Raw genomic sequence first — 10554 nt, forward strand, 5'->3', positions numbered from 1 at the left:
GCAGTGATGGCTGCGAGACGGCAATGCCTGCCGTCTGCGGCCCTCAGTGATGCTTGTGTTTGTGCTTGTAATGACCTTTGGCTTTGCCTGGATGGCCGTAGTAGCGGCGATCATCCCGGTAGCGACGGTCACGCCGGTAGTCATCATCATCGTCGCCGTAGGCATTGCCGATCGCGCCGCCAGCGCCGCCGCCCACGGCTGCGCCGATCAGCCCACCCGTGCTGCCACCGACCTGCTGGCCGATGACATTACCGCCTGCCGCACCGAGGCCACCACCAATGGCCGCTTCGGTACGGCTGCGTTTGTCCGCACCGACCATGCCGCCGGCCGCGCCGCCAACGCCGGCACCAATGGTGGCGCCGGTCGAGCCCCCCAGGTGTTCTCCCACCACAGAACCCAATGCACCGCCGAGCGCGCCGCCGACGGCGGCTTCGGTGTTGCTGCCGGCGAAGGCTGCAGCGCTGAGCAGGCTGGTGGACAACAGGAAAATCGAGGCGTACTTCATGGAGTGATCCCGTATGTGGATTGCGCCGCGATCCTCACGCGCCGCTGCGCTTGCGGCAAGAGCGATCCGATGAAATGCGTGATCCGGTTGGCGTTTGCTAACTATTTGATTTTGCTTAGGAACAAGAGGTGTTTCGAGTGGTCTTAGCTCGCTTGTGGGGCCTGCGCGCAGGGCCTTTACCCGCTCGGAATCAGCATCAGCCTTGCGCGCGCACCGCTGCGGCAGGGCTGTAGATCCGCGGCGGGCTGTGCTGTGGCAGGTGGATGAGGTTGAGGTTATGTCGCTGCGCCCACTGGGCGGCCAGGCCGGTGGGTGAAGACAGGCTCACCAGCGCTGGAATCCCGGCCCGCTGCACTTTCTGCACCAGCTCCAGGCTGCAGCGGCTGGTGACGATCGCCAGACCACCGGCCGCTGCACAGCCGGAGCGGGCCATGGCACCGATCAGCTTGTCCAGCGCGTTATGCCGCCCGATATCCTCGCGGCCCAGGCGGATCTCGCCGTTGGCGTCCATGAACAATGCGGCGTGCACCGCCCCGCAGTCGCGCCCCAGCGGTTGAAACGCTTCGATTCGTTGACGCAGGTCCTGCAACCAGTGCGAGGGCGGCAGTGGCGCTGCCGGCATGACGGGCAGGCGCGGCAGTGCCTGCTCCAGCGCTTCGACCCCGCAGAGCCCGCAGCTGCTGTTGCCGGGTAGCTGGCGGCGTTGCTGCTTGAGGCGCCAGAACGCGCGGCTGGCAATGTCCAATTCGGCGCGCCGCGCACTGCCTCTGCCGTGCAGGCGAATGTCGTAGATATCATCCAGCGACTCGACGAAGCCATTGGCCAGGCTGAAACCAACCACGAAATCTTCCAGATCGGCCGGCGAGATCATCATCACCGCCTGGCTCAGCCCGTTGTAGGCGATCGCCAGCGCGCACTCCTCGGCAAGATCGACTGCGCATTGCGCGACATCGTCGATTGGCTGGTAGCAGTAGCGCTGGCTGGCGCCGGCAGGTGGTTGCGCGGCAGTGGCGACGCCGGCATTCAGGCGAGACGGGGCGTTCATCGGCGATTCGGTCCGGTTAGTCGCCTGCTTGGCAGGTTCGGTTGGTCAATTTCGGCGTCCATGGCCCCGATACTGGGTTGCTGCTCCTCGCCATAGCCCGCTATGACTTGTCGCAGCACCTTGTCTCGGCCATTTACATCCGAACCTGCCTCAACCACTCACCGCACAGGCCACGAAGTCTGACGAGACCGGCGTTCTGCAACGCTGCAACTGCAGTGCATGCTCGCCGCCGGTGGATAGGGTTATGACCCCAGCCGGCTACGGACGATTCACCGCTGGTCGTTATCCGCCAGCATGTCGCGTACGCGCTTGGCCAGCGCATCGAGGTTGAACGGCTTGCTGATCATGTCCATGCCCGGTTCGAGGAAGTCCGCGCTGGCGGCCTGCTTGGCATAGCCGGTCATGAACAGCACCGGCAGATCGGGGCGATGCTGGCGCGCGACATCCGCCAGTTGCCGGCCGTTCATGCCGGGCAGTCCGACATCGGTGACCAGCATGTCGATGGTGGGCGTGCTCTCAAGCAGGCGGATCGCCGCATTGCCGTCGGCGGCTTCCAGCGTCTGATAGCCGAGCATCTGTAGCACGTCGATGACCAGCAGGCGCACCGCCGGATCATCCTCGACCACCAGGACGGTTTCGCCTTGCTGGGCCTGAAGCGGGCCGTCGTCTTCGCCGGCTGGCGCGACGCTGGCGCCTTGGTCCTCGAATACGGGAAGGTACAGGCTGACCTGGGTGCCTTCGCCCGGTTCGCTGGTGATCTGGATATGGCCGCCGGCCTGCCGGGTGAAGCCGTAGACCATGGAAAGGCCGAGCCCGGTGCCCTGGCCGATGGGTTTGGTGGTGAAGAACGGTTCGAAGACGCTGGCCAGCACCTTGGGGCTCATGCCGCAGCCGCTGTCGGTCAGGCAGAGGATGACGTAGCGCCCGGCGGCCAGATCGCCCACATCGCCTTGCCTGTACAGTTCGACATTGCGAGTTTCCAGCAGCAGGGCGCCGCCGTCAGCCATGGCGTCGCGGGCGTTGATGACCAGGTTGAGCAGCGCGCTTTCCAGCTGGTTTTCGTCGCTGGAAACCGGCCACAGACCTTGCTGCAATTGATTGCGGATGTGGATATGGCTGCCCAGCGTGCGGCTGAGCAGGTCGTGCATCGACTCGATCAGCTGGTTCAGCTCGACACGCTTGAGATTCAGCGGCTGGCGCCGGGCGAAGGCGAGCAGGCGGTGGGTCAGTGCCGCGGCGCGATTGGCCGAGGTGACCGCGGCATCGATGAAGCGCTGGGTTTCGCCGTGGCGGCCGGACTGGATGTAGCGCTGGATCAGGTCCAGGCCGCCGATGATGCCGGTCAGCATGTTGTTGAAGTCGTGGGCGATGCCGCCGGTCAGCTGGCCGACTGCTTCCATCTTCTGCGCCTGACGCAGCGCTTCCTGTGCCTGCTCGCGGCTGGCCATTTCCTTGAGCAGGCGTTCGTAGACTTCCGCCAGTGCCTGGGTGCGCTCCTGAATACGGCTTTCCAGCGTCTCGTTGAGTTCGCGCAGAGCCTGTTCGGCGCGCCAGCGCTCGGTGACATCCAGCGCCATGACGAAGAAGCCGAGCACGTTGCCCTGGCCGTCACGGCGCGGCAGGTAGTGCACCAGCATGCGTCGGGGCTGGCCGTCACGGTGCGGGCTATGAGCCTCGAAGGTCACGTCGCGGCCGGCGAGGGCGTCACGGATGCTTGTCTGGCGCTCGGCATAGCCGCGTTCACCGAGCACTTCGCGGGCGGTCTTGCCCAGCAGCCATTCGGTCGAATGGCCGAACCAGTCGGAGTAGTAGCGGTTGTTGAAGCGAAAACGCTCCTCGGCGTCGACGTAGCCGATGAGCACCGGCAGAGCATCGGTGACCATCTTCAACTCGGCTTCGCTCTGGCGCAGGGCATCTTCGCTGGCCTGCTGTCCGGTGATGTTCATCACCGCGCCGGGAAAGCGCTGTGGCCAGCCCTGCTCGTCGCAATGGCAGCGCCCGCGCGCCAGCGCCCAACGGGTGACGCCATCGTCGCTGCGCAGCCTGTAGCGCTCGTCGAGCGTACCGCGCTCGACGATGCAGCGCTCCAGCGCAGCGCGCAGGCGAGGCACGTCGTCGGGATGGACATGATCGAAAAAGGCTTCGCTGCTCAGGCCGTTCGGCCCGGACTGGGCCACCGGCAGGATGCGGGAAAGCTCCGCGCCCGCCGGGATCTCGCTGGCCTGGATTGCCCAGTCCCAGATCCCGATCAGGTCGCTGGCCTCGAGTGCCAGCTGCAGGCGCTGTTCGCTGGCGCGGTGCACCTCGGCGCTGAGCTTGTAGTGCAGGGCGGTCTGCGACAGGCGGGTTTCGGTGCGCACGCGTTCGCTGGTCTCGCTGAGGCACAGCAGCAGACCGCCGATGCCGTGCGAGGCGTTGCGAATGGGGCTCAGGGCGAGGTCGAACCAGGCTTCCACCGGAGCGCCATCGCGTTCGATGACCAGTTGCTGATTGCGCAGCACTCGTGGCTCACCGCGGCGGGCAGTGTCGCAGGCCGGCTCCAGCAGGGCCCAGGTCGCGCCCCAGCGGTGGCAAGCGGGCTGGCCGAGTTCGGCCGGGTGGCGATCGCCGATCAGTGCGGCGTGGGCGTCGTTGTACAACTGCAGCGCCTGGTCGCCCCAGAGGATGCACATCGGCAGGGGTGCTTCGAGAATGGTGTCCAGCAGCAGCCGTAGCGAAGCCGGCCAGGCGTCAGGAGTTCCGAGCGCAGTCGCCCCCCAGTCATGCCGGCGGATTCGCTCGCTCATCTCGCTGTGACTATGGGGCCAGAATTCGGCGCCTACTGCTGCCATGTTGCTTCCTATCGATCATCCGTGGGCGAACTACGAGCGGCAGGGCATGTGCTGCGCACCGCTGCGCTGTTTCGATGCGTGCCGGCCCGGGCTCGTCCTGAGCCGGTTCCCGCCGACGGCAACTGTTGCGTAGTGTAAAGCTTCCGGCTGCCCGAAGGCAGCGCCAGCCGTCACGCTGGACCGCCGTGCAGGCTGCGGATCAGGTCGAGGTAATCGTCAACCGCGGCGAATTCCTCGGTGTCCTTCGGTGCGCGGCGGCTGTCCGGCTCGCGCACCGCCAGCAGATGCGCGATGCCGAAGCGATGCGCACTGCGCAGGATCGGCAGGCTATCGTCGATGAACAGTGCGCGTGCGGGCTCGAACTCCAGATCCTGGCGCAGTGCGTGCCAGAACTGCGGCTCCTCCTTCGGATAGCCGTAGTCGTGGGAGCTGATCAGGCGGTCGAACCAGGGCGCCAGTTCGATCTTCTCCAGCTTCAGCGACAACGAGTCGCGGTGCGCATTGGTGATCAGCACCACGCGCTTGCCGGTATGGCGCAACGCGGCGAGAAATTCGTCGGCATTTGGTCGAAGGGCGATCAGCTCGGCGATCTCGCGTTTCATGTCGCGGATCGGCAGGTTGAGCTCGCGGGTCCAGTAGTCCAGGCAATACCAGGTGAGTTTGCCGACGTGCTCGTTGAACAGTGGTGCCAGTTCCAGCTCGGCCATGGCGCGGCTTATGCCGTGCAGCTCGGCGTAGCGTTGCGGCAGCAGTTCGAGCCAGAAATGATTGTCGAAATGGAGATCCAGCAGCGTGCCGTCCATGTCGAGCAGGACGGTATCGATGTCGGACCAGGGCAGGTTGGCGGTCATGTGCGGGCTCGCGTCAGCGGTGTATGGACGGGACGGCGTCGGTCAGCTGGTCGCAAAGCACTCACGGCCAGCGCAAAAAGCCGGGTTATGATAGCCGCTCGCGTTTCCAGGAGTTTCCCATGCGCCAGAAACCCACCGTGCTAGCCCGTGAGATCGTCGCCAGCAGCCGACTGTTCCGTGTCGAGGAGCTGCAGCTGCGCTTTTCCAATGGTGTCGAGCGCACCTATGAACGCCTGGTTGGCAAGGGCAGCGGTTACGGCGCGGTGATGATCGTGGCGCTGGCCGATGCAGAGAACGCACTGCTGGTCGAGGAATATTGCGGCGGCACCGACACCTATGAGCTGTCGCTGCCCAAGGGCCTGATCGAGCCGGGTGAAGACGTGCTCGAAGCGGCCAACCGCGAACTCAAGGAGGAGGCCGGCTTCGGCGCGCGCCGCCTGGAGCTGCTCACCGAGCTGTCGTTGTCGCCCGGTTACATGAGCCAGAAGATTCAGGTGGTGCTGGCGCGCGATCTGTATCCGGAGCAGCTGCCCGGCGACGAGCCGGAGCCGATGCGGCTCGACAAGGTCAACCTGCACGAACTGTCCAGTCTGGTGCAGCATCCGCAGTTCAGCGAGGGGCGTGCATTGGCCGCGTTGTACCTGGCCAAGGATCTGTTGACCCAGCGCGGAGAGTTCGGCCAATGAGTCATCCCTATCTGTCGTCGGTCATCGATCTGGTGCGTCAGGCGGGCGAGGCGATCCTGCCGCACTGGCGCAGCGAGCTGGATGTCCAGACCAAGACCGACGAATCGCCGGTGACTGTCGCCGATATGGCGGCGCATCAGGTGTTACTGGACGGCCTGATGGCGCTGGATAGCGCCATCCCGGTGCTGTCCGAGGAGGATTGCGAGGTGCCGCTGAGCGAGCGCGCCGGCTGGACGCGCTGGTGGCTGGTTGATCCGCTGGATGGCACTAAGGAATTCATCGCCGGCAGCGAGGAGTTCACGGTCAACGTCGCGCTGATCGAGGCAGGCAAGGTGCGCTTCGGCGTGGTCGGCATTCCGGCATCCGGACGCTGTTACTACGGTGGCGAGGATTTCGGCGCCTGGCGCAGCGAAGTCTCCGGCGCGACTCAGCCGCTGCGCGTGCGCCAGCAAGCGGAGCAAGCGTTTACCGTGGTCGCCAGCCGTCGCCACAGCAGTCCGGCGCAGGAGCAGCTGCTGAGTCGTCTGGGCGAACGTTTCGGTGAGCTGGCGCTGGCGAATGTCGGCAGTTCGCTGAAATTCTGCCTGCTGGCCGAAGGTGCTGCGGATTGCTACCCGCGCCTGGCGCCGACCTCGCAGTGGGATACCGCTGCCGCGCAGGGGGTGCTGGAAGGTGCCGGTGGCGAGGTGCTGGATGTCAGTGGTGCTGCGCTGCGCTATGACGCGCGGGAAAGCTATCTGAACCCATCTTTCCTGGCTCTGCCCAGAGGCGTCGACTGGCGCGACTGGCTGATCGAACTGGCCAATCGCGAGTAACCCCGGCGCGTCTGCCTGGAGCGGGCATTGCGCCGACTGAGCAAGCCGCCGCAGACGCGTGCAATGTAATCCTTCGCTTATTTGTGCAGCACGAACTGCCCGGTGAAGCGCACCGCGTCACGGCCGTCGGCCGCCAGGATGCGGCTTTTCAGCTCCAGCCGCGAACGGCCACGGCGACGATAGATCGATTCGAAGCGCTCCCAGGCCTCGGGGCTCGGCGCTGAACAGATGGCGATTGCATCATCCACCACCGGCAGCGGGTACTCGATCTGCCCTTCGTGGATGACGATGTGCCCATCCTCGATGCCCGCCTCGCGCAGCCGCAGATGCAGCCAGCCCCAGCCTGCCAGCACCGAAGCGCAATACAGACTGCCGCCGAACATACTGCTCTTGTGGTTGATGTTCGGCTGCAGCGGTACCTGCAGGCGCAACTCGTGGTTTTCCCACTGCTCGACGCGCAGCCCGAGCGAGCGGGTCAGCGGAATGTCGTGATGGAGGATGGCTTCCAGGTAGCGGCTATCGCGGCTCATGCCGGGGAGGTTCCTAAACGTTACGAAGATACAGACAGACGCCAAGCATGACTCCTGAGTCACGCTTTGGCCAGTCCGTTCAGGCTATCCGTGGCGACGAATCCGGGCACGCCGCGCTGCTGTCTGCGGTGTTCCGCATCGGTGCTGGCGGGTGCAGCGGCGATGTCCGATGGTGCGCCGCGTCAGCCGGCGGTTTTGCTTCGGTAGGCGCAATAACCTGGGCGCGGGCCGATACGCGGGTGGTTGCGGCAGGTGTCCGGGCGCTTGGCATAGACCGTGCAAAGCCGCGTCTTGCGGTCCAGATAGAGACAGTCGCCATTGGCCAGGCGGGTCAGCGTGAAGATCTCGTGCTTGTGATTGAAGTGCTCGACGATGCCCGCCTTGCTCAGGCGCTTGGCGATGTTCTTTGCCGGCTCGTCACGCTCGAAGACGTCGACCAGCTCCAGCCGGATCAGGTCGTCGATGCGTACCTCCACCGGCAGGGTGCAGCAGGTCGCATGGCAGTCGCGGCACAGGCCGGCGCTGTAGCGCACCCAGGTTTCCAGGCGTTCCGGGTCGGCGGAGGCGATCAATCTTGTCTTCACGGGCAGTCTTCGGTGCGTTCGGGCGCGCGGATCATAACGAGTCGCGCGGCGATTGCCAGCGTCTTCCGACGGCGGCGACCGGACGGGCGGTAGCGCAGATGTAAAGGAAACCTGCAACGCTTTTTCTGGAATGTCGAATGGAGGTGAACGGGCATGGCTGCCGCGAGTCCCTCTTGTGTGTCTTCGCTAACCGAGGTCTGTCCATGACGCAGGAAACAGCCATTGCCACCGCTGAAGAAATTGCCGCTTTCCGTGAGCGAGTGTTGCGCAAGCTCACCTACTCGGTTGGCAAGGATCCGGAGAACGCCTCCGATTACGACTGGTTCCATGCGGTAGCCTTGGCTACTCGCGACAGCACCATCGACCGCTGGATGGATTGCACGCGCGAGGCTTACACCAGCGGGCAGAAGCGGGTTTATTACCTCTCTCTGGAGTTTCTCATCGGCCGCCTGCTGGTCGACAGCCTGAGCAACCTCGGCCTGTTCGACGTGGCGCGTGAAGCGCTCGCCGGGCTCGACGTGGATATCGAACGCATCCGCCTGCTGGAGCCTGACGCGGCGCTCGGCAATGGCGGCCTCGGCCGGCTCGCGGCCTGCTTCATGGAGAGCATGGCGACCCTCGGCGTGGTCTCCCATGGTTACGGCATCCGTTATGACCACGGCCTGTTCCGCCAGGCCATCGTCGATGGCTGGCAACACGAGCAGACCGAGACCTGGCTGGATTTCGGCAACCCGTGGGAGTTCGAGCGCTCCGAGGTGAAGTATCTGATCGGCTTCGGCGGCAGCGTCACGGCGGCCACCAACGAGAAAGGCGAGGTCCAGCATTTCTGGCACTGGGCCGAAGGGGTACGGGCGATCGCCTATGACACCCCCATCGTCGGTTGGCGCGGCGCCGGGGTGAACACGCTGCGCCTCTGGCGTGCGCGGCCCGAGGCGGATTTCCATCTGGCGCGCTTCAACGCCGGTGACCATATCGGTGCAGCGGCCGAAGAGGCCCGCGCCGAAAGCATTTCACGGGTGCTCTATCCGGCCGACAGCACCGAGGCCGGGCAGGAGTTGCGCCTGCGGCAGGAGTATTTCTTCGTCGCCGCCTCGCTGCAGGACCTGCTGCGTCGCCACATCAAGCAGCGCGGTTCGCTGGACAGCCTGCCCGAGTACACCGCCATCCAGCTCAACGACACCCACCCGGCGATTGCCGTGGCCGAGCTGATGCGACTGCTGGTCGACGTCCATAGTTACGAGTGGCAGCATGCCTGGCGGCTGACGACGGCGACGCTGTCCTACACCAACCACACGCTGTTGCCCGAGGCGCTGGAAACCTGGCCGGTGGGCCTGATGGAGCGCCTGCTGCCGCGGCACATGCAGATCATCTACCTGATCAACGCCTACCATCTCGACCAGCTGCGCGAGCGCGGCGTCCACGATGCCGAGCTGCTGCGCTCGGTATCGCTGATCGAGGAAGATCACGGTCGCCGGGTGCGCATGGGCAATCTGGCCTTCCTCGGTTCGCACAGCACCAATGGCGTATCCGGGCTGCACACCCAGCTGATGCGCAAGACCGTGTTCACCGATCTGCACAGCCTTTATCCGCAGCGGATCAACAGCAAGACCAACGGTATCACCTTCCGCCGCTGGCTCTACCAGGCCAATCCGCAGCTGACTCGGTTGCTGGTGGAGCATGTCGGCGAGGAGGTGCTCGATGAGCCGGAGACGCGCCTGCGCGAGCTCGAACCCTTTGCCGAACAGGCCGCGTTCCGCCAGCGCTTCGCCGAACAGCGGCTGGCCAACAAGCGTCACCTGGCCAATGTGATCCAGGAGCGGCTGGGCATCAGCGTCGACCCGACCGCTCTGTTCGACGTGCACGTCAAACGCATCCACGAGTACAAGCGCCAGTTGCTCAACCTGCTGCACACCGTCGCGTTGTACCAGGCGATTCGCTCCGATCCGGGCGGCAACTGGGTGCCGCGGGTGAAGATCTTCGCCGGCAAGGCGGCGGCGAGCTATCACCAGGCCAAGCTGATCATCAAGCTGACCAACGACATCGCCAATACCATCAATGCCGACCCCACCGTGCGCGGCCTGCTCAAGGTGGTGTTCCTGCCCAACTACAACGTCAGCCTGGCCGAGGACATCATCCCGGCGGCGGACCTGTCGGAGCAGATTTCCACCGCCGGCCTGGAGGCTTCGGGTACCAGCAACATGAAGTTCGCCCTCAACGGGGCGCTGACGATCGGCACCCTGGACGGCGCCAATGTGGAGATGAGCGAGCAGATCGGCCTTGAGCACATGTTCATCTTCGGCCTCACCGCGCAGCAGGTGAATGTGCGCAAGCAGGCCAACGAGTACAACGCCGAAGCCATCATCGGCGCTTCGCCGCGGCTCAGCGAAGTGCTCTCGGCGATTCGTGGCGGTGCCTTCTCGCCGGGTGATCCGGGCCGCTACACCGGGCTGGTGGATGGCATCAGCTGGCACGACACCTTCATGGTCTGCGCCGATTTCGAGGCTTACTGGCAGGCGCAGCTGGATGTCGAGGAGTGCTGGCGTGATCCGGCACGCTGGTGGCGTTCCTCCGTGCTGAATACCGCCCGCACCGGCTGGTTTTCGTCGGACCGCACCATTCGCGAGTACGCCCGGGAGATCTGGAAAGTGCTGTGATGGCCGGCGCGCCGGAGGGTCATCCGCCGGCGCGCAGCCACAAATGGCGAGGG

9 protein-coding genes are annotated in these 10554 nt (G+C 65.1%); 3 read left to right on the forward strand and 6 right to left on the reverse strand.

The features are described 5' to 3' along the window. Positions 1 to 43: 43 nt before the first annotated feature. The 4 genes from LO50_RS12030 to yrfG form a co-directional block, all read right to left on the reverse strand. Positions 44 to 505, reverse strand: coding sequence for a glycine zipper domain-containing protein (locus LO50_RS12030; protein ID WP_003303059.1), 462 nt, complete (start codon positions 503 to 505; stop codon positions 44 to 46). Positions 506 to 701: 196 nt separating this feature from the next. Then, entirely contained in the window at positions 702 to 1550 is an 849-nt protein-coding gene (gene fdhD, locus LO50_RS12035) for a formate dehydrogenase accessory sulfurtransferase FdhD (protein ID WP_042922663.1), read from the reverse strand. Between the two features lie 269 nt (positions 1551 to 1819). Further along, positions 1820 to 4381, reverse strand: a complete 2562-nt coding sequence (locus tag LO50_RS12040) for a PAS domain-containing hybrid sensor histidine kinase/response regulator (RefSeq protein WP_044315152.1) — start codon at positions 4379 to 4381, stop codon at positions 1820 to 1822. Positions 4382 to 4551: 170 nt separating this feature from the next. After that, complete coding sequence (gene yrfG / locus LO50_RS12045; RefSeq protein ID WP_044315153.1) at positions 4552 to 5232, reverse strand: GMP/IMP nucleotidase; 681 nt, start codon at positions 5230 to 5232, stop codon at positions 4552 to 4554. Positions 5233 to 5351: 119 nt separating this feature from the next. Here yrfG and nudE point away from each other — a divergent pair, with 119 nt between their 5' ends. Both nudE and cysQ read left to right on the forward strand, forming a co-directional pair. Next, positions 5352 to 5918 (forward strand): ADP compounds hydrolase NudE, encoded by a 567-nt coding sequence (gene nudE / locus LO50_RS12050; RefSeq protein WP_041015291.1) that lies wholly within the window; start codon positions 5352 to 5354, stop codon positions 5916 to 5918. Further along, positions 5915 to 6733, forward strand: coding sequence for a 3'(2'),5'-bisphosphate nucleotidase CysQ (gene cysQ, locus LO50_RS12055; RefSeq protein ID WP_044315154.1), 819 nt, complete (start codon positions 5915 to 5917; stop codon positions 6731 to 6733). Before nudE ends, cysQ begins: the two co-directional genes overlap by 4 nt. Positions 6734 to 6810: 77 nt before the next feature. Here cysQ and LO50_RS12060 read toward each other — a convergent pair whose 3' ends face one another. Together LO50_RS12060 and LO50_RS12065 are read right to left on the reverse strand one after the other, a co-directional pair. Further along, positions 6811 to 7263, reverse strand: a complete 453-nt coding sequence (locus LO50_RS12060; protein ID WP_003303048.1) for a thioesterase domain-containing protein — start codon at positions 7261 to 7263, stop codon at positions 6811 to 6813. Between the two features lie 182 nt (positions 7264 to 7445). Beyond that, the gene (locus LO50_RS12065; protein WP_236690587.1) at positions 7446 to 7853 is read right to left on the reverse strand and encodes a YkgJ family cysteine cluster protein; all 408 of its coding nucleotides are present in this window, start codon (positions 7851 to 7853) and stop codon (positions 7446 to 7448) included. Positions 7854 to 8050: 197 nt separating this feature from the next. On the opposite strand from LO50_RS12065, the gene LO50_RS12070 reads away from it, so the two are divergent. Beyond that, a complete protein-coding gene (locus LO50_RS12070; RefSeq protein ID WP_044315155.1) occupies positions 8051 to 10501 on the forward strand; it encodes a glycogen/starch/alpha-glucan phosphorylase in 2451 nt (816 codons plus the stop codon). Positions 10502 to 10554: the final 53 nt, after the last annotated feature.

This window comes from Stutzerimonas stutzeri, assembly GCF_000935215.1.
Taxonomy (GTDB): Bacteria; Pseudomonadota; Gammaproteobacteria; order Pseudomonadales; family Pseudomonadaceae; genus Stutzerimonas.